Origin of the sequence: Chromohalobacter sp. 11-W (assembly GCF_029889905.1) — a bacterium.
GTDB lineage: Bacteria > Pseudomonadota > Gammaproteobacteria > Pseudomonadales > Halomonadaceae > Chromohalobacter.
The window spans coordinates 284,776-305,240 of record NZ_JARANZ010000001.1; the positions used below are offsets into that span (position 1 = coordinate 284,776).

Consider the following 20,465-nt stretch of genomic DNA (forward strand, 5'->3'; position numbering starts at 1 on the left):
ACAGTCGTGACCCATGTTATTTACGGTGTACTGCTTTTGATTGCTGTGGCACTGCTGCAAACCTTGTTCGGGAGACAGAAAAAAATAAGCGGAGATTAAAAAATAAGAACTACTCTGAAATACTAATTGAGCGCGGTGACGCCTATGCTGAACGAACTCATCTAATGCCCCCTCCGAAAGAGAATTCTTTAAATTCATAGCAGGGGAAGGTGTTGTGAAAAATACCATGTCTTTTGCCAGGTGCGTGTGGTTGACCTGATTCAGCCAGATGCGCAAAATATCACTCGAAAAACAAAGGATATACAATTTTTTAGACAGTTGTAGCAGTGCTATCTTGATTTGCGTTATGCTTAAAAAAGGTTTTGGTACTTTTTTCGCACTAGAATTCGATGATGCTACTCATGAGAGAAAAGACAGAAAAGCGTGACAGGATTCTTAATAAAGTCTTTGTGTCATTAGGTTAATTATTAAAAGGATTCGAATAAATCATAAAAAAGTATTAAGTTGTTTGTTTTTGGCAATGCATGGAATCTGGGTAAGGGGGTGATATGAATATGAAGAGCGAATTTCCGACGAGTAAGGTTAAAATAATAAAAGATTCACCAAGTGATGAGGATTTTTTTAGTGGGAAAGGGCACAAAAGGTCTGCGCACGCATTATCAGAAACAATAGTTCAGCTTTCAGATAGTGGAGGGGCTGTCGGTTTAGAGGGGCCCTGGGGGGCTGGTAAATCATCAGTTATAAAGATGGCCGAGAATAGCTTGGCTAACGAGCGAAATATAGCAAAGGTTTTTACATTTGATTTGTGGTCACATTATACGGAGGATTTTAGAAGATCCTTTCTTGAAAGTTTGGTTTCTTGGATGCAGCAGGAAAAGGTTGAAGGGTTTAGTGACTCCTTAGCAGATGATGCAAGGGGGCGGATCAGAGATAAAGTTAAGACGATAGTATACGAAAAAGAGTCTAGTTATAGTTGGGCTGGTGCTTTTTTTATAGCTGTTGTTCCCTTGATACCGCTAGCATATATGTGGTTAAGTCCGTTTGCTTTTAGTGAAGACCCTATAGCCCCCAAAAGCAAATATACAGAATATGCGGAATGTTTTGTGTATGTTATTTATGGGGTGCTAGCTTCTAGTGTCTTTATTAACTTCTTGTCAAAAAGAAAGGAAGGGGTTTTAAAGGCGATTTCTAAATCGGTCAACGTTTTCTCGAAAGAAGTTGATAAAGAGGTTTTGGATCAGTACATAAGAGACAAGGATCCTACTTCTGCCGAGTTTTACGATCTTTTCGCTTGGTTGGTTGGCTGCTCTAAAAATACTCAAATAGTTTTGGTTTTTGATAATATTGATCGCCTTCCTATGGAAAAGATACCAGAGGTTTGGTCAGAGGTTAGATCAATATTTACAGTGTGTGAACCGGGGAAAGAGCCAGTTAATGTTGTTGCGGTCGTGCCTTACGATAAAAAGTTGATAATGGATGCGTTTAAAAGCGCTTTGCAAAATTCCGAATGCATAGTTGAGGAGGATATATTTAACAAGACTTTTGATAGAACCATTAAAGTTTCTCCTCCGTTGGCTACTGACTGGAAGCAATATCTTTCATTTAATGTTGCGAATGCGCTGGAAGAAGAAGTTCCTTCTGATGTTCTTGATCGTTTGTTTAGACTTCTGCAAAGAAAAATTCAAGAAGATTCAGTGTTGCCCACCCCTAGGGTTGTTATTTCTTATGTTAATGAAATAGGGTCATTGTATACTCAGTGGGGCTCAAATATACCCATTGAAACAATGGCATTATATGTGTTGCATAGGAGTGAAGTTGATAATGACCCCTTGTTTTTAGAAAAGAGTAGTTGCATAAGTGAGAGATTTTTACATGTGGCAAACGACTCTGAATGGAGAAAGAATCTAGCCGCGTTGATTTTTAATGTTGAGCCTAAAGATGCTAATGAGGTTTTGCTGACAGATCCCGTTAACGGGGCGCTCGTTAAAGATGAAGACTCTGAAATAAAAGACTTGTCTGAAGTCAAGGGTTTTGATGAAATACTTGCTAACGTAGTGCATGAAAACTCAAAGTCTTGGGCAGAGGAAGGGGACTTGGTGTTGTCCAATGTGGCTAGAAATTTGAGTGCTATTGATCTTTCAAGAAGTTTGGAGTTGGACGTGTGGCTACAGCTAGAGAAAACGTTGCGCACAGTTCAGTTTGGCCCGCTAGAGAGACTGGATAAGCTCAAAGGCCTGCTTGAAATAGTTCAGGCAAGTAAGCATCCATTCAATGCGTCTTTAATACTTTTCCTTGCTCTTAGGCGGTCCGTTATAGATAAGGAAAATCTAGGCGTGCATCATGGTGTTTTATGGTCTAGCTTTGTTTTTTCTGTCATAAAAAAAGCTTGTAAATGTTCTCGCTCTGAGCTGAAAGACTTTCCTATAAATAAGGTTGAGATTCCCCGGGGAGAAAGCTTCGCGATAGGTGTGGCGATTTGCTGTGAGCAAGATCAATATTTTGCATTTGATGATCTAAAGCTTGTGCATAATAAAGATGAAATTCATAAACAGCTTTCCGGTCTTATAGATGAAGATGCTGCCTCCTATCTAAGTGCTTACAATCAGTTGCGAGAGAGCGTATTAAGTGAAAGCAATATCAATGAGGACTACAAGAAGTTAATAAATCGCCTGAATTCTGAGGATGTTGAAGGCCTGGCAGATGTGATTGAAGCTGTTAGGCAGTTGTCCGATGATAGTAAAGATTTTTCTGCCTTAGAGAGTTATTTTAGTAATGGGAAAATTTATATTCATATTGAAAAGCTTTCTGATTTGGAAGATGATAAATCATTAGCGTCTTTGATTTGGATTGTTCTGAATAAAAACTCGGCACCTACGCTTAGCGTTGCACCAAATCCCAACGTTCAAAATTCAGTTCCAGGGGCAAAGTCAGGATGGGATCACACGGCGAGAATTTTTGAAGGAAAATGCCCAGATTCTGCTATAAAAAGACTATCAGAGTTTGCGAGAGATAACGGTTTTTTCAACAAGATCGCTGGCTATGCTATTAAAAATGGAAGCGGTCTGTATAAGATTGTTTTAAAGTATATGCTATTAACCACTGGCATTGGAAGGGTTAATGCTTTGTACTTGGTGTATAACTATAAAAGTATTATTGCAGCTTGCGGTAAAGAAGTGAGTAGTGATGTTATAAGGGATATTGGTGAGAGGTTTAGTGACAGGCTGGATATAGACTTCAGTAAAGTGCCTTCTGCGTTTGTAATAGATTTGTACCCTTGCATTAATAATAAAAAACTTGCGGTTTTATATGGAAAGATTGCTAGGCATCTTCAGGATTTGAGTGTAGCTGAGTTTTCAGAAGCTCTATATGAAGAGGGCAATGATCTTGATTTGCTTATAGCCGTTAAGAAAGTTGATTCTTCCTTCAAACTTTCAGCTGGAATTTATAGGCCGGTAATAGTTGATCATGCCTGTGATATCATAAGGGGTGAGCAAAAGCTTCCGACAAGATCTGGTGATTGGGAGTACGTTGTTTCTTGTATAAAGAATCGATCATATAGAGCTATTGGCCAAGATATCATAGATAAAGCTGGAGTTCACTACCTTGAAAAAGATGGGGTAGAAAGTTTTTTTACTATTTATTCAGATATAACTTATGAAATGCCTCTTGAAGAATATCCTGATCTAAGCCTTAATAGGATTTATTCTAACTTGTGTGCTATTGCTAACGATGAGTGGGCTGAGCTTTATGAAAAGCATTTGGGAAAAGTTAAGAAGTGTCTAGAAAGCTGTGAGAAAGGTACAAAAGAAGATTTTATTGAGATCGTCAATAAACATGAAAATTCTTTTTGTAGAGTGGTTCGGGAAGGTTTGGATCTGCAAGAGCAATCGGGTAGTTGAAGTTTTTGGTTTTATGCTTGTATGAAGTAGGTTTGTGGTGACGCTAGAGTTTTTGCATTTTTTAGATGCTGGAAAGATCTGGTTTTTTTATTGTGTCGGCTTTTTAGATCGCCACATAATCTTCCTGAAATGGTGTGTACATCGTGTCGATGCTGTAAACGTATGAAGGTCGATAGAGGCATGTATGCACCTTTTCAAGTATTGACTTGGAATGGTACGCGTTAGGCTTAACTCATAATACCTTGGTCGCAGGTTCAAGTCCTGCTGGGCCCACCATTCTCGAAGTACTCTCGTTCAGGACTCTGAGGCTTTGAGAAGCTTCTCGGCGTTGCTGTGGCGTCTCTCCGCCACGCCATACGCTTGACCGCCGTCATCCCGCCATCCTCCACGCTTCCTATACTTGGTGATGGCCTGCCGCCCCGGGTAGGCGCGTCGTTTCGCGCACTCGACGCCCGGGTCTTCACTAACTGACCGGAGGGGCGGGCAGTGTCGGTTCGCAACCTAGATGCGCTTCCTACCTGCCTTCCGTCGCCCAAGTATGAGCCGCGGATGGTGGCCCTGCGTAAAGAGTTCGCTAATAGGCAATGTCACTTCCAAAAACTTGACCCTGATCAATCCCCATTCCCCAGCGCTTTCTATACTCAGGCGAGGGCTTGCCGAGTCGCGGTAGGCGTTACCCGGGGAGGGTGACATGAAAGCGCTTGTCTATGAGGGAGTGGGGCAGCGGGCCTGGAAGGAGAAGAAACGACCCGCAATCGAGCAACCCACGGATGCCATCGTGCGGGTGACGCATACCACCATTTGCGGCACCGATCTGCACATCCTCAAGGGCGATGTGCCGGCGGTGACGCCGGGGCGCACCCTGGGCCATGAAGGCATCGGGGTGATCGAGGAGGTCGGCGGGGGCGTCAGCGGTCTCGCGGTCGGCGATCAGGTGCTGATCTCGTGCATCACGTCGTGCGGGCACTGCGATTACTGCAAGCAGGGCATGTATGCGCATTGCCGCGATGGCGGGTGGATTCTCGGTCACAAGATCGATGGCACCCAGGCCGAGGTCGTGCGCATCCCGCATGCCGCCAACAGCCTGTACCGGTTGCCGCCGGGGTTGGAGCCTGCCGCGGCGCTGATGCTGAGCGATATCCTTCCCACCGGCCACGAGATCGGTGCGTTGAACGGCGAGGTCTCGCTGGGGGATACCGTGGCCATCGTCGGTGCTGGGCCCATCGGGCTGGCCGCCTTGTTGACCGCGCGCTTCTATTCGCCGGGACGCATCATCATGGTCGACCCGGACGAGAACCGCCTGGCCGTGGCGCGGCAACTAGGCGCGACCGATACCGTCAGTGCCGATCCGGTGGAGACGATCATGTCGCTCACCGACGGCGAGGGCGTCGACGTGGCCATGGAGGCCGTGGGTATCCCTGAGACGTTCGATACCTGCCAGCGCATCCTGCGTCCGGGCGGACGGCTCGCCAACATCGGCGTGCATGGCCGCAGCGTCGAATTGCGCCTCGAGGAGCTGTGGATCAAGAACGTCACGGTCCGGACCGGGTTGGTGAACACCAATACCATTCCCGTGCTCATGCGGTTTCTCGAGACCGGCGGCATCGACGCTGAAAGCCTGATCACCCACCGTTTCGCGCTGGACGAGATCGAAAAGGCGTACGAGGTGTTCTCGCGTGCCGCGTCGGAAAAGGCCATCAAGATGCTGCTGACCGCCTGATGGTTGCCGCTCGCTGAACGGACCGGAGAGGCCCGATGTCGATTCGCAATCTGGATGCGTTGTTCGCCCCGGCCACAATCGCCCTGGTCGGGGCGAGCAACCGGCCGGGCTCGGTGGGGACGGTGCTGGCGCGCAATCTGCTGGAGGCCGGTTTCGCGGGGCCCATCCTGACCGTGAACCCGCACGAGCGGGCCATCCGCTCGACCCTCAACTATCACAGCATCGCCGAGCTGCCGCTGGCGCCGGACCTGGCCATCATCGCCACGCCGGCGGAGAGCGTGCCGGGGCTGATCCGCGAGCTTGGCGAGCGTGGCTGCCGCGCGGCGGTGGTGATCTCGGCGGGCTTCGGCGAGGGCGCGCGCCCCGAGGGCATGGCGCTCAAGCAGGCGATGCTCGATGCCGCCAAGCCTTATCTGATGCGCATCGTCGGGCCCAATTGCCTGGGGATCCTGGCGCCGCACATGGGCATCAACGCCAGTTTCGCGCATCTCACGCCTGCCAAGGGCGATGTCGCCTTCGTGACCCAGTCCGGCGCGGTGGCGACGTCCATTCTCGACTGGGCCTCGGCGCGCGGCATCGGCTTTTCGCACGTCGTCTCGCTGGGGGCGATGAGCGATGTCGATTTCGGCGACATGCTCGACTACCTGGCCCTGGACCCCAAGACCCGCTCGATCCTGCTCTACGTCGAAGCGGTGACCGAGGTGCGCAAGTTTCTCTCGGCGGCGCGCATGGCCTCGCGCAACAAGCCGGTAGTGGTGGTCAAGACCGGCCGCAGCACGGCGGGAGCCAAGGCGGCGCTGTCGCACACCGGGGCGCTGGCCGGGGCGGATGCCGTCTACGACGCGGCGTTCCGGCGCGCGGGGATGCTTCGGGTGTCAACGCTGGACGAGCTTTTCCAGGCCGCTGGCACCCTGGCGACCGGCATCCGCGTGAAGGGCGACCGGCTGGCGATTCTCACCAATGGTGGCGGCATCGGCGTGCTGGCGGTGGACGCGCTGGCTGCCGAGAACGGGCACCTGGCCGAACTCTCCGAGACGACGCTGGCACGCCTGAACGAGGCGCTGCCCGAGGCGTGGTCGCATGCCAATCCCGTGGACATTCTGGGCGATGCGCCGGGGAGGCGCTACGCGCTCGCTCTCGAGGCGCTGCTCGATGAGCGCGGCGCGGATGCGATTCTGGTCATGAACTGTCCGGCGGCGGTCGCCGATAGCCTGGACGCGGCCCGGGCGGTGGTCGAGACGATCGGCATGCGGCAGGCAGCGGTGCTGACCTGCTGGCTGGGCGAGGGGGCGCCCGACCAGGCACGGCATCTGTTCGCCGCGCAGCGCCTGCCCACCTACGAGACGCCGGAGCAGGCCATCCGGGCCTTCTCGCACTTGTTCAGCTACCGTCGCAACCAGCAGGCGCTGATGGAAACGCCCCCGGCGCTGGCCGAGGCCGTTGCCCTCGAGCCGGCCAAGGCGGAGGCGGTCATCGACGGCGTGATCGCGGCGGGGCGCAGCGTGCTGACCGAGCCGGAGGCGGTGGCGGTGCTCGCGGCCTATGACATCCCCACGGTACCCGCCATCGTGGCGCGGACCCCGGAAGAGGCCAGTCAGGCGGCGCAGCGGCTGGGCTTTCCGGTGGTGCTGAAGATCCTCTCGCCGGATATCTCGCATAAATCGGATGTCGGTGGGGTGCAGTTGAATCTGGCCTCGTCCGGCGCCGTGACGCAGGCCGCCGAGGACATGCTCGCGGCGGTGCGGCGTGCCCAGCCCGAGGCCCGTGTGGAGGGCTTCAACGTGCAACCGATGATCCGCCGGCCGGGCGCGCATGAACTGATCGTGGGCGTCGCCGAAGACAGCCTCTTCGGGCCGGTGATCGTGTTCGGCCAGGGCGGCACGGCGGTCGAGGTCATCGGCGACCGGGTGGTGGGGCTGCCGCCGCTCAATCCACTGCTGGCGCGGGACATGATCGCCTCGACGCGCGTGGCGCGGTTGTTGCGCGGCTATCGAGACCGTCCGGCGGCCGATATTGAGGCGGTGACAGCGACGCTCATCAAGGTCTCGCAACTGGTCAGCGACCTGACGCGCGTGGTCGAACTCGACATCAATCCGCTGCTGACGGATGCCAGCGGGGTGATCGCCCTGGATGCACGCATCGTGGTCCGCGCCGAGGGCGACCAGCGCAAGCCCCTGGCGATTCGGCCGTATCCGCAGCAGCTGGAGGAAGAAATCGAGACGCGCGCCGGGCAGCGTTACTGCCTGCGACCCATTCGCCCCGAGGACGAGGGCGCGCTGGTCGAGATGCTGCGCAATTCCACGCCCGAGGATGTGCGGATGCGTTTCTTCGCGGCCATCAAGCCCTTCGATCATGCCTTCGCCGCGCGCCTGACGCAGATCGACTACGACCGTGAGATGGCCTTCGTGGCGACATCGCCGGGGGAGTCGGCCATCGTCGGCGTGGTGCGGCTCTCCGCCGACCCCGACAAGGAAAAGGCCGAGTTCGCGATCATGGTCCGCAGCGACAAGAAGGGCACCGGCCTCGGCTATCGCCTGATGCAGCGGCTGCTCGCGTATGCCCGCGAGACCGGCATTCGCCAGATCTTCGCCGATGTGTTGCGAGAAAATCACTCCATGCGGCAGATGGCGGCGGCGCTGGGGTTCGTGACCCAGCCCGCCGGCGACACCGTGGATACCGTGACGCTGAGTCTCGATCTGATACGCCCCGCGCCGTAACGACACGTTCCATGGCGACAAGCGGCCGGGCACCCCGGCCGATCATCGAGGAGACAAGATGCAGATGACTCCAATCGCGAGGTGTTCGCCGAGCATGGTCCCGAGGAGGGAGATGTCGTCGGCATTGCCCTGCGTCTATGTTGCTACGCAGGCATCCAATCAATACCCGAGCATCTCGTCCACGCGCTCGCGGTTATCTTTGATCCATGCGGCGGCGGAGTCCTCGAATGACACATTGTCGTTTTCGTACGCAGCCATCATCGCTTCCAGATCGGCCACGTTAATGCTCCAGCGGGACATGATGTCGTAAGCGCGCGGGTATTTATCTTCGATACTCTGATAGGAGAGGACGTAGACGTTGTCATATTTGAAGTGTCCTTCCGTATCTTCCAGGAACTTCAAATCGTATTGCGAGAACATGGAGTGCGGACGCCAGCCGGTAATGATGAACGGCTCTTCGTTGGGCATCTTGTCTCTGATTACGCCCATCATGGCGGCTTCGCTGGTATAGGCAAGTTGATACCCATCGAGGTCATAGTCTTCATCCGCCATTACCTGCTCGGAGAGGTCGACAATGCCCGCTCCGGCGCCGATGGTCACTATTTGGCCGTCGAATTTATCCGCCTTGCCTTCCAGATCGCCGATGGTCTTTTCTTCGACATAGGCAGGGACCACCCAGCCTAGCGGCACGTTTTCATAGCTGGTGGCAACTTTCTGCAGATCATCCTGGTATTCACGCCACAGTGCCTGCTCGGTGTAGGGTAGCCAGGCGTCCATGAAAAAATCGATCTGTTTGGCCTGCATGCCCTGGAAGATTGCTGGTTGAGCAAGCAGTGTCTTTTCGACGTTGTAGCCTGCCTCTTCCAAAATCTGCTCGGCAATGGCCGTTGGTGCTTCGGTACTGGTCCAGGCCGGCATCCCGAAGGTGATGGTGGCGTTTTCGACACCGTCAGCGGTCAGCGGAGGCTGGTCGGCGGCTTGGACGCCTGCCGTCATCAATGTGGCAGTCAGCAATGTCGATAATTGTGTGAACCTCATGTTGTTCTCCTGTGTTCGAGTGTTTCGATCACTGTTTGTTGGCAGCAGCGGTCAGCGTGGCGAAGGTCTCGCGCAGTGTTTCCGGCGTGAACTGCAAGGCATCGGCGTCATCCGCTTGCCAGGCGGCATACTCGTGCCCTTCCAGGCACTTGATCATGTTGTCGGTATTCAGCACTTCCAGGGAGTAGACCCAGTTGGCCATGTGGAGCATCGCGGCCATGTGGGCGCCTTCGTTGGAGGCGGTGCACATGTCGTGAACCAGTTGGATGCGGTAGTCGCGGAAGTAGGCGTCGAAGACCGAAGTCATCAGGCAACCGTCCGTCACCACGCCGCCGATGATCAGGTTCTTCACGCCGAGGCTTTTCAGCATCAGGTCCAGGCTGGTTTCGAAGAAGGCGCTCCAGCGGTATTTGTCGATCACGATGTCGGTTTTCTGTGGCCGGATCTCGTCGACAATCTCGATGCTGTCACGGTTATCGGCGTAGAAGTGCGGTTCGCCGCCGGCCTGGCGGGGCTCGTCGAGCGAGAGGCCGATACCGTCACGGCGATTGATTTGGCGCGTGTAGATGACCGGGATGCCGGCCGCTCGGCAGGCTTCGATCATGCTCTGTGTATTGCGCACCACGCCATCCATTCCGCGCAGGCTGAAGCCGCTTTCCTTCTGCACATCGATCACGACCAGGGCGGTTTCACTTGTCTTCATGCTTGATGTTCTCTTGGGGGGAATGGCGGTCCGACAGCGGCGTATCGCGCTCGGGCCGGGGAAAATGCTCGAAGATGTCTCCCGACTCCATGGCATTGGCCAGCTGTGTGATCCAGGTCAGGTACGTTTTCGAACCGCTGACCAAGGCCTGGTCTTTTGCAGCCATCTCCCTGGTCTCGCTGTCCGCCCCGTGATCCGCGATCTCACGCATCACCGGCTCGGTCTGTTCGACCGCCTTATGAATGATGCCGCGTTCCAGGCGCAGCATCCTGACCATGAAGTTCAGGAAATTCTTGAAGAAGTCCTTCTCGGCGATGTAGTGGTCCTTGCGGTCGCCCTTCTTCCACACCTTCGACACCATGCCGGTGTCGATCAACTCGCGGACACCGGTACTGACGCTCGCCTTACTCATGGCGACCTCGTCCTTGATGTCGTCCAGTGTCAGCGGTGAGGCGGAGAAATAGAGCACGGCGTAGATTCGTCCCACCGAGGGCGTAACGCCGTAGGCCACCATGCTTTGGGCAAGGGCGCTGATCATGACATCGCGCGCTTCTTCCAGGCGCTGTGTGTCGGTTTTCTGCATGGCACGCTCTTTTGTTCAGTTTGTTCAAAATGTTTTGAACAATTTAGACAAATAGGTGAGTGCCGTCAAATTGCTTATCTGGTTGACCGCATCGACGATCATGGCCAACTGGGTCTATTCCCTGGAAGTGCTGAAATAAAAGCTTCCTGCGGAATGAACCAGCGAGCACGGCGCAAGGCACAAAAAAGGGGCCCGCTAGGCCCCTTCCGTCTCTCGGCATGCCGGAGAATGGTTACTGCGCGGTGATGGTCTCGGTTACCAGCTTGCCGTCCATCTTGATGGGGCCGTCTTCCTTGGCGCCGAGGGTGTACTCGAACACACCGGGCTCCATGCCGCCTTCTTCGCTGTGGACCATCAACATCAGGTGATCGCCGGCACTGACGTCTTCGGTCAGCAACGCGGTGACGTCCATGTTCTCGCCTTCCTTGAGCGGGGCGTGACCGACCACGGGGCCGGGCTTCATGCTCTCGTCGGTGCGATGGACCACCAGCCAGCCGTTGCTGTCCGCCGTGACCTTTTCCGCGGTGACCGTGCCGCCGGTGACGGATTGATCGTCGGCCCAGACCTGTGGATGCATGTCACCGTGCATTTCCGCCTGGGCCAGGGAGGCGCCGGCGAGCAGGGTGGCGGATACGAATGCACTTGCCATGAGCTTGGTCATCATTCTCTCCTTGAGTTCCGAGCACGCCCCATCTTGGGAAGTGGTTGAGATGGGCGTGCTCTTAGTTACGCAAGGAGCCCGGGTAAGGTTTCACCTCGACGCGAAAAAAATTCACAAATGCTGTGATACCGCGTCCCGGTCGGTGGGATATAGATAGCCGTGAATCGCGGAGCCCGTCGGCTGGCCGGTGGGGGAACCGCCTGGCGGCTCGATGCTGATGCCGAAGGTGGCCCGCTTGAGCAACTCGGAATCGTAGTCGCTCAGGGCGTCGGCCGGCAGGCTCAAGTCGTCGTTCAGCACGCCCACCGAGCGGGGCTTGGGCCCTAGTGCCTCCGCCTTGATCCATAGCTGGTAGCTGCGGTCCGGCAGCGGCTTGGCGGTCACCGGGCGTACGTTGAGCCGGCGGCTGTCGAGGTCGACGGAAAGCATGAAGGCCGGCTGCTGGTCGTCCTGCTGGAACACGGCCACGAAGGGCGGTGCATCCGGCGTGTCGTCGAATGGCGCGATCATCACCACGGCGAGTATCAGCGCCGCGGCCGTGGCCAGGCCGGTACACCCGCGCCAGAAACCGAGGCGGCGGCGTAGCGCGATCACCTGGGTCGCGCCGTGGGTGTCGTCTTCCGACTTGGATTTTGTCTGAAAAGTCGCCTCGAGTTCGTCGATGCGACGCTCGATTCTTTCCAGCAGATCCGGCCCCGGGGCGATGGCCTCGACCTCGTTGCCGAGCGGGGCGAGACGCGCCTCCCAGGCGAGAATGCGCGCTTCCATGTCGGCGTCGTGCTGCCGGCGCTGGGCTACCTCGGCGCGTTCCTCGGCGTCGAGAGTGCCCAGTACGTACTCGGCGGCCAGCATGTCGATGTCGTCGTGGTCGGTCATGGTGCCAGGCACCCCTTGAGTTGCTTCAAGGCCCGATGGAGCCAGGTCTTGACGGTGTTCACCGGCTGCTCGAAATGCGTGGCCAGATCGGCGCGCGACCAGCCATCCAGGTACGCGAGGCGGACCATGTCCCGGCGCTCGGCCTCGAGCGCTTCCAGGCACGCATGCAGCCGCTTGGCGTCCTGCTCGTGCTCCAGGTGCTCACGGGCGCTGGGCTCATCGGCGGGCGTGTGGGCCAGCGCCTCTTCCGGCTCGTGCGGGGCCCGGGGCTGGCGACGCAGCTCGTCGATGGCGGCATGGCGGGCGATGGCGACCATCCAGGCAATCGGCGAGGCACGCCCGGTGTCGAACTGTGCCGCCTTCTGCCAGATCGTGACGTAGGCCTCCTGAACCACGTCGTCGGCCCGACCCCGCTCCTTCAAGATACGCAGTACCGTGCCATAGAGTTTCGCCGACGTGGCCGCATACAACTGCTCGAAGGCGCGGCGATCACGCTGGGCCACGCGCCGAAGCAGTTCGGGCAGGCGTTCTCCTGCAGTGGAAGGCGCGGCGGAGGCATCATCCGCCGCTATCGAGGAGCGCCTCGGAGAGCGTCTTGAGGCATCGGACATACCACGTTCCCTGTTGTCGTCGTTGGGGCATGCTGTCGGCGGCGCATCTGTATCCGCGCCATCGCGAGGCAGTTTGCAAAACCCCCGTGGTCATTACAAGCAGGGCGTGTGCGCCTGACGCTTGCGGTGCTGTAGGCCTGGCACCACAACCGGGCGCGATCAGGCGTACGGCCTAAAGTTTACTTATGACATGCCGATACGCGTGGGTACGGGGCATCGATTCCATGCTCCTTCCCAGTTCGAACCCTCTCCCAAACGAGATCGTTTCCATGTTGTCTTGCTTGACCATGTGCTGCCACGTGGCGGGCGGTGCCGTATCGGCGTCGCCACGCCTTGCATGTTCCTTTACCGAGCCGTCACGGCGGGAGGTATGAGCATGCATTTCAAATCGATTCGCACCTTGGTCGCGACGCTCGTCGGGGCCTGCATCGTGGTGCTGGTGGTGGCCTTGGTCGGCTATGCGACCTTTGCTAATTCTCGGTCGGCGGAGTTCGTCGAGAAACAAACGCGAGGACTGCTCGAGCAAAACATTGAGCAACGTTTGGACGCGGTGGCCTCGACTCAGGCTGAGCAGATCAAGACCCGCCTGACCCAGGCACTGGGACAAGCGCGTAACCTGGCCTCGCTCAATGAGCTGATGGGCGAGGACCGAGGTGTCTCGTTGTCCCGCGAGGAACTGTCGAACGTCGTCCGCGACACAGTGGCAGAAAACCCCGATCTGCTGGATGCCTTCATCGGTTGGGAGCCCAACGCCTTCGGCGATGACAGCGAATATACGGGCCGTGAAGACGCCGGCTACGGCCCGAATGGCCGTTTCATGCCGTGGTGGTATCGCACCGAGTCGGGCGATATCGAGGTGCTGCCCCTGGGCGAGACCATGGAAAGCGAGACGCTTCAGGACAGCGGCATTCGTGAGGGCGAATACTATCTCTGCCCCCGCGAGACCCAGAAGCCCTGCGTCATCGATCCCGCGCCATACGATTACAACGGCAAGACCTTGATGGTGACGTCGTTCAACGTGCCGGTAATGGTCGATGGCGAGTTCCGTGGCAGCGCCGGGGTCGATCTGTCAGTGGATTTCATCCAGACCTTGTTGAGCGACGCCAACGAGACGCTGTTTGACGGTGCCGGGGAAATGGCGTTGATCGCGCCGCGTGGTGGCGTTACCGCCTATACCGGTCATGACGAGGCGGCGGGACAACAGGCGGAAGATGTTTTCGACGAGGCCATTCGTGCGCGGTTGACCCGTGCTGGTGAAGGCGAACCGGTACGCGACGATTCGGGCGAGATGATCGAGCTGTATTGGCCGTTTAAGTTGATGGAAGACAGCGAGCCGTGGACGGTGATGATTCGTCTACCGGCCGATGTGGTCATGGCGGGGGCCGATAACCTCCAAGGGGATCTTGAGGATCAGCGCCGGGCCGATATGTTTGGCATGATCGCGGTCGGTGCGGTCATCGCGGCATTGGGGCTGCTGGTCAGCTGGCTGCTGGGCGGCAGCCTGTCGCGGCCGCTGCGCCAGCTGGCCGGACGCATGCGTGATATCGCCTCCGGTGGCGGCGACCTGACACAGCGTCTACCGGTGCGCGGTCGCAACGAGATCGCCGAGCTGGCGACGCAGTTCAACGCCTTCGCCGACAAGATGAACGATGTACTGCTGGATGTCCGCGATAGCAGCGATTCGGTCCGCGTGGCGTCCTCGGAGATTGCTTCAGCGAGCCAGGATCTCGCCGGACGAACGGACACGACTGCCTCCAGCCTGCAGGAAACTTCGGCCTCGATGGAGGAACTGACCAGCACCGTCTCGCATACCGCGGACTCGGCGAGTCAGGCCAGCGGCCTGGCCCAATCGGCGAGTCAGTCGGCGACGCGCGGTGGTGAGGTCGTCGGGGACGTGGTCAAGACCATGGACGAGATCGAGACGGCCTCGCAGCAAGTCGCCGAGATCGTCACCACCATGGATGGCATCGCCTTCCAGACCAACCTGCTGGCCCTGAACGCCTCCGTCGAGGCGGCGCGTGCCGGTGAAGAAGGGCGTGGCTTCGCAGTGGTCGCCAGCGAGGTGCGCCAGCTCGCCACGCGCAGCGCCGACGCCGCCCGTGAGATCAAGTCGCTGATCGACAACGCCTCGAGCAAGACCCAGAGCGGCGCCGAACTGGCGCGCAGCGCAGGCACGGCGATGAACGAGATCGTCGATGGCGTGACACGCGTCACGGATGTGCTCAACGAGATCAGCGCCGCGACCAGCGAGCAGCGTGACGGCATCGGCCAGGTCAACGTAGCGGTGACCGATCTGGACAACATGACGCAGCAGAATGCCGCCATGGTCGAACAGAGCGCTACCGCCGCCGCCGAGCTCAAGGCCCAGTCACAGCGCCTTGCCGAGACCGTCGGGGCCTTTACGCTGCGTGAGCGTGGCGAAGGGGAAAGCCAGCCGGCTGCGTTGCCGAGCGACTCGCACGCGCGCTGATGCGCGGCCCTCGGGCCACTACGAAAACCCGCCGGACATCGCCGGCGGGTTTCTTGCGTAGGGTAGAAAAGCGCGCTCTACCACATGACGATTGCGTTGATGTGACGCATGGCGGAACTTCGCTCTTTGAACTAAAGTCGTATAAGTAGCCGTGAGTTACACACAACAAGCGAGACAGCAAATGTATCGGGAGGTTGGGAGATGATTACCCAGGAAGATGTCGAGCTGGCGCGCAATGCGCCGTGGTTGGACACCCCACGCGTGGATGACACCAGCCCTGAAAACAGTGCCTTGTTCACGATCGGGACCATCATCGAGGCGAAAGTTCGCGAGGCATCACGTCCGCTGCGCGATGTCATCGATGAGATGGTGCGGCGTTTTTCGCCTTGGGGGCTTGATTCGCGCCTGGCGGAAACGGCCTATCGCTACGTGTATTGCTGGGGTTGAGGTGACCTAGGCGTGCCGCCGCGACGATAAACGTTGCGTTGTGGCATGCCTCGCCCCACAATGCGCCGCAGCGGAAGGGGAGTATTCCCGAAGCGGGCCGCCAGGCTCACAGCTTCGCGCTGTCATCGTCAGCACGGGCGCAACGCCCCGGTGACAGAGGCTCGGCATTCATGCCAAGCGGGAGAGACCTTCGGCAACGTTGACCGTTGACCGGAGGTAGACCTATGCACGTCCCCCTGTGGGTATGGCTGGCCACTGTGGCTGGCATCATCGCGCTGTTCGTTTTCGATTTCTTCTCGCATGTCCGCAAGCCGCACGCGCCGAGCTTCAAGGAGTCGGCGGCGTGGAGCTGTGTGTACATCGCCTTGGCCATGGTGTTCGGGGCAGGGCTGTGGCTGGTTTGGGGGCCGCAGCACGGCGCCGAGTATTTCGCCGGCTTCATCACCGAGAAAAGCCTGTCGGTGGATAATCTGTTCGTGTTCGTGATCATCATGAGCAAGTTCGCGGTGCCGCGTATTCACCAACAGAAAGCGCTGCTGATCGGCATCGTCATCGCCTTGATCATGCGCGGCATTTTCATCGCCGTGGGCGCGGCGGCGATCCATCAGTTCAGTTGGGTATTCTATATCTTCGGTGCCTTCCTGCTGTGGACGGCCTACAAACTGGGTAAAGAAAGCTTCGAGGAGCATGACGAAGAAGAGGAATACCGCCCCAATCTGGCGGTGCGATTGGCACAGCGCTGGCTACCGGTAACCGAGGAGTATCATGGCCAACGCTTGATCGCGAAGATCGGCGGTAAGCGGTTGGTGACGCCACTTTTCATGGTGATCGTGGCGCTGGGCTTCACCGATCTTTTGTTCGCGCTGGATTCCATTCCGGCCATCTATGGGCTGACGCGTGAGCCCTACATCGTCTTTACGGCGAACGCTTTCGCGTTGTTGGGATTGCTGCAGCTCTATTTCCTGCTGGGTGGCTTATTGTCGCGCTTGGTTTATCTGGGGCTGGGGCTGTCGGTGATCCTGGGCTTCATCGGCGTCAAGCTGGTGCTGGAAGCGCTGCACGAGAACACGCTGCCGTTCATCAACGGCGGCCATCCCATCGAGTCGATTCCCGAGATCCCCATCTGGTTGTCGATGACCATCATCGTTGGCGCGCTGGTGAGCACTGGCGTGGCGAGCTTGATCAAGGATCGCCGCGACCGGGCGCGTGCCTGATCGTATGATGGTAGGGCGTCGGGCGTCAGTTGGCCTCGACGCCATAAAGCCGGTGCAGTAGCCCGCGCAGCTCGGCCATCGAGCGCGCGGGCTTGTCGTGGGACGGTTGCATTCCATGCTGGAATCCGTGCTCGAGGAGTGGCGCGATCAAGTCGGGGTCGCCGCTGATGACGTGCACCGGTACTTCGCGGTCGGGCGTGAAGCCTAGCATCCCCGGCGCGGCCTGGTGATCGCCAAGCAAAATCATCAGGGTCTCGTCGTTCACGTAACGCGCGGCGTATTCGCCGGCGACTGCCAGCGAATAGGCCAGCGCAGGGCCGTAGCGTTGCCGCATGCCGTCGTTGTCCCCCCAAAGTTCGAGGAAGTCGCTGCCTTCGCCTTCCCAGCGCGTGAAGGCGTGGCCGTCGTCGAGTGCGTCCCATGGCAGCGGTTCGATCACAGGTACCCAAGGCGCATGGCTGCTGATCAGGGCCAGTTCGGCGAACAGCGGATTGCGATGTTCGCGGCGTACCTGGCGCAGGCGATGCCAGACGAACTGATCGGGTATCGTCACCCAGCCCAGGCGCGGACCGCGATAGTCGAGCCGCGCGTCGTCGTGGATCTCGTCATAGCCCAGTCGACGTCCCGCCGGCCAATCCCGATAGATCGCCGGCATCATGGCCACGCTGGTGTGTCCTGTGCGCTCGAAGTCGTCGATCAAGGTGGCGCGCGGGCTCTCGAGCAATCGTGCGTAGCGCAGCGGTGAATTTACCCATAAGCCGCTGAGCACGCTGGCATGCGCCAGGCGTGACTGCCCGCCGAGCGTGGGTGAAGTGATCCGGCCGCTGGCCACGCTGAGCCCTGCTTGTGCGAAGGCCTCGGCCATGGCGTCGAGGCGTGCGTTCACGGGGCCGGCAAAGGGAGCACGTTCGAGCGCGGCCATGCCGTAGGATTCCACGAACGCCAGAATGACATCGGTCTTGGCGAGGCCGGGCAAGGGCTGACCGCCCGGCGCGTCGAGCGGAGATTCACGCATCGACAGGCGTGCATCGAAATCGCGTAGCGACGCACGCGTTTCATAGGCACGGGTGGCCTGCTCGGTGAGCAGGGTGATGCCGGGCGTGCCGATGGGCGCCATGTCGCGCCAGAGGCCGAGCAGTGCCAGTCCTGCGCCGATCACCAGCGTGCTCCAGGCGCAGCGGCGAGGTGCGCCGTGGCGTGGCAGGCTCACCAGTAGGCGTCCCAAACCGAGCCCGATGACCAGCAGCGCCAGGAGCGTCGCGGCCACCAGTGCGATACTCACCGGTAGGCCCAGATTGTCGCGCAACAACTCCAGCAGGATCGGTACCTGCGAGGCATCGAGATAGAGATTGAGCGGCCGGCCCTGGATCTCCTGGGTGATCGCATCGCCCAACGCGCAAGCCAGCGCCAGCACGATCAGCACGGCACTGCCGTACGACAATAGCCGGCGCGCCAGGCGCTGCCGGGGCCATAGGCTCAGCACGCCGACCAGTATCAGCCCCTCCAACGCCAGCCAGGGCATGGCGGCGCTGCCGAGGCGGGGAAGTGCCGTGGCGATGAGCGCGGCATTGACGAGTAGCAGTGTCAGCCACCAGCGAACCATGGGCTTTCCTTGTCTGTATAGATCAAAAAGTATCTAAGGCCATTCCCACAAATAACTTCCTGGAATATTCGCGGTTCGTCACAATGCGGGCATCGTATCTCTTGTTAGGACACTGGCGGTATGCCATTCGATGCTTGGCTGACGCTGGCCATTGTGGCGGCGTCTTTTCTATTGATGGCGACGAGTCGCCTTGGCCCGGACGTGATTCTCATGGGCGCGGTGATCGCGCTGTTCGGTGCTGGCGTCATCAACGCCGACGAGGCCCTGGCCGGCTTTTCCAACACCGGCCTTTTCACCGTGGCCTTCATGTACATCCTGGTGGCCAGCATACGCGAGACGGGCGGTATCGACCTGCTCATCCGCTACGTGCTGGGGCGTCCGCGCCATGAGCTGGGCGCTCAGGTGCGATTGCTGCTTCCGGTCTCGGCGACCAGCGCCTTTCTCAACAACACGCCGGTAGTGGCGACGTTTCTGCCGGCGGTGCTGAGCTGGAGCCGGCGTCTACGTTTGCCGGCACACCGCTTGCTGATGCCGCTGAGCTTCGCCTCGATTCTGGGCGGTACCTGTTCGCTGCTCGGCACCAGTACCAACCTGGTGGTCGATGGCTTGCTGCGCGAGCGCTATCCCGAGCGGGCCCTGCATCTGTTCGACATCGCCTGGGTCGGCGTGCCCGTGGCGTTGGTGGGGCTGACGTATTTGATGTTGGTGGGGCGCTGGCTGCTGCCCAAACGTCGCACGGCGGCGGATGTATTCGAGAACCCGCGCGAGTACACCATCGAGATGCAGGTCGACCCGCAAGGCCCCATCGTCGACAAGAGCGTCGAAGAGGCGGGACTTCGCCACCTTGATGGGTTGTTTCTGGTCGAGATCGAACGTGAGGGTAATATCGTCTCGGTAGTGGGGCGCGGCGAGCGTCTCAAGGCCAATGACCGCCTGGTGTTTGCCGGCACCACGGAAGCGGCGGTGGAGCTGCAGCAGATTCGCGGTCTGCGGCCTACCGGGCAGGGGCAGTCGAGTCTCAAGAAGTCCTTCGCCGAGCGGCGCCTGGTCGAGGCGGTGGTGTCCGAGCAATGCCAGTTTTTGGGACGACGGCTGCGCGAAGGGCATTTTCGTACCTTCTACGGCGCTTCGGTACTGGCGGTTTGTCGCCATGGGGAGCGGGTTTCCGGCAATCTTGGGCAGATCCAGCTACAGCCGGCGGACGTGCTGCTCATGGAAGTACGCCCGGCGTTCATCGAACGCCATCGCCAGTCGCGAGATTTCCTGCTGATCAGCGAGCTCAACGGCCAGGCGCGCCCGCACCATGAGCGTGCCTGGTTGGCGTGGTCGATCATGCTGGGGGTGGTCGCCCTGGCGGCGTTCGGCGTGTTGAGCCTGCTCAAGGCGGCGATGCTCGGCGCCGCCTTGGCGTTGATGACCGGTTGCTGCACGATCAGTGCCGCGCGGCGGGGGCTGGATACGCAGGTGTTGCTGACCATCGCCGCTGCATTCGGCCTGGGGGCGGCGATGGAAAGTTCTGGCGCCGCTTCGGCCTTGGCCCAAGTCGCCTTGGCACTGGCCGATGGCAACCCGTATCTGCTGCTGATCGGTACCTATCTGGTCGTGGCGCTGCTCACCGAGATCGTCACCAACAACGCGGCGGCGGTGATCAGCTTTCCCATCGTCACCGGCGCCGCACAGCAACTGGGGGTGGATGTCATGCCGTTCGTGATCGTGGTGATGTTCGCCGCCTCGGCGAGTTTTTTGACGCCCATTGGCTACCAGACCAATTTGATGGTCTATGGGCCCGGCGGGTATCGCTTCAGCGATTATCTGCGTGTGGGCGGTGGATTGAGTGTGTTGGTGGGCATGATGACACTAGTACTGACCCCGATGGTCTGGCCTTTCTAGGTGCTTTTCAGACGCGATCTAGGCCGTGGCGGC

General features: G+C 58.4%; 14 protein-coding genes. 7 read left to right on the forward strand and 7 right to left on the reverse strand.

All coding sequences use genetic code 11. The features are described from left to right. Positions 1-548 precede the first annotated feature (548 nt). From OP494_RS01320 to OP494_RS01330, 3 genes are all read left to right on the forward strand, one after another. The gene (locus tag OP494_RS01320) at positions 549-3,899 is read left to right on the forward strand and encodes a P-loop NTPase fold protein (protein WP_280538945.1); all 3,351 of its coding nucleotides are present in this window, start codon (positions 549-551) and stop codon (positions 3,897-3,899) included. A 691-nt stretch (positions 3,900-4,590) separates the two neighbouring features. After that, positions 4,591-5,619 carry a zinc-dependent alcohol dehydrogenase family protein gene (locus OP494_RS01325; RefSeq protein ID WP_280538946.1) on the forward strand — a complete coding sequence of 343 codons (1,029 nt, stop codon included), beginning with the start codon at positions 4,591-4,593 and terminating at the stop codon, positions 5,617-5,619. Between the two features lie 35 nt (positions 5,620-5,654). After that, positions 5,655-8,336 carry a bifunctional acetate--CoA ligase family protein/GNAT family N-acetyltransferase gene (locus OP494_RS01330; protein ID WP_280538947.1) on the forward strand — a complete coding sequence of 894 codons (2,682 nt, stop codon included), beginning with the start codon at positions 5,655-5,657 and terminating at the stop codon, positions 8,334-8,336. A gap of 159 nt (positions 8,337-8,495) precedes the next feature. On the opposite strand, the gene OP494_RS01335 is transcribed toward OP494_RS01330, so the two are convergent. The 6 genes from OP494_RS01335 to OP494_RS01360 form a co-directional block, all read right to left on the reverse strand. Then, positions 8,496-9,374 carry a glycine betaine ABC transporter substrate-binding protein gene (locus OP494_RS01335; protein WP_040244240.1) on the reverse strand — a complete coding sequence of 293 codons (879 nt, stop codon included), beginning with the start codon at positions 9,372-9,374 and terminating at the stop codon, positions 8,496-8,498. Between the two features lie 28 nt (positions 9,375-9,402). Beyond that, positions 9,403-10,077 carry an isochorismatase family cysteine hydrolase gene (locus OP494_RS01340; protein WP_280538949.1) on the reverse strand — a complete coding sequence of 225 codons (675 nt, stop codon included), beginning with the start codon at positions 10,075-10,077 and terminating at the stop codon, positions 9,403-9,405. Then, entirely contained in the window at positions 10,064-10,660 is a 597-nt protein-coding gene (locus OP494_RS01345; protein WP_052046591.1) for a transcriptional regulator, read from the reverse strand. The genes OP494_RS01340 and OP494_RS01345 overlap by 14 nt, the downstream gene beginning before the upstream one ends. Before the next feature lie 232 nt (positions 10,661-10,892). Continuing rightward, positions 10,893-11,321: a hypothetical protein gene (locus OP494_RS01350; RefSeq protein ID WP_246893880.1), complete on the reverse strand. Its 429-nt coding sequence runs from the start codon at positions 11,319-11,321 to the stop codon at positions 10,893-10,895. A 111-nt stretch (positions 11,322-11,432) separates the two neighbouring features. Continuing rightward, positions 11,433-12,197, reverse strand: coding sequence for an anti-sigma factor (locus OP494_RS01355; protein WP_280538950.1), 765 nt, complete (start codon positions 12,195-12,197; stop codon positions 11,433-11,435). Continuing rightward, the gene (locus tag OP494_RS01360) at positions 12,194-12,808 is read right to left on the reverse strand and encodes a sigma-70 family RNA polymerase sigma factor (RefSeq protein ID WP_280538951.1); all 615 of its coding nucleotides are present in this window, start codon (positions 12,806-12,808) and stop codon (positions 12,194-12,196) included. Before OP494_RS01360 ends, OP494_RS01355 begins: the two co-directional genes overlap by 4 nt. A gap of 376 nt (positions 12,809-13,184) precedes the next feature. On the opposite strand from OP494_RS01360, the gene OP494_RS01365 reads away from it, so the two are divergent. From OP494_RS01365 to OP494_RS01375, 3 genes are all read left to right on the forward strand, one after another. Further along, on the forward strand, positions 13,185-15,278 hold the full coding sequence (locus OP494_RS01365) for a methyl-accepting chemotaxis protein (protein ID WP_280538952.1): 2,094 nt from the start codon (positions 13,185-13,187) through the stop codon (positions 15,276-15,278). Between the two features lie 201 nt (positions 15,279-15,479). Continuing rightward, entirely contained in the window at positions 15,480-15,725 is a 246-nt protein-coding gene (locus tag OP494_RS01370; RefSeq protein WP_075369976.1) for a hypothetical protein, read from the forward strand. A 224-nt stretch (positions 15,726-15,949) separates the two neighbouring features. Continuing rightward, positions 15,950-16,939: a TerC/Alx family metal homeostasis membrane protein gene (locus OP494_RS01375; RefSeq protein ID WP_075369977.1), complete on the forward strand. Its 990-nt coding sequence runs from the start codon at positions 15,950-15,952 to the stop codon at positions 16,937-16,939. 25 nt (positions 16,940-16,964) lie between these two features. Here OP494_RS01375 and OP494_RS01380 read toward each other — a convergent pair whose 3' ends face one another. After that, complete coding sequence (locus tag OP494_RS01380; protein WP_280538954.1) at positions 16,965-18,542, reverse strand: alkaline phosphatase; 1,578 nt, start codon at positions 18,540-18,542, stop codon at positions 16,965-16,967. 120 nt (positions 18,543-18,662) lie between these two features. Here OP494_RS01380 and OP494_RS01385 point away from each other — a divergent pair, with 120 nt between their 5' ends. After that, positions 18,663-20,432, forward strand: a complete 1,770-nt coding sequence (locus OP494_RS01385) for an SLC13 family permease (protein WP_075369979.1) — start codon at positions 18,663-18,665, stop codon at positions 20,430-20,432. Positions 20,433-20,465 lie beyond the last annotated feature (33 nt).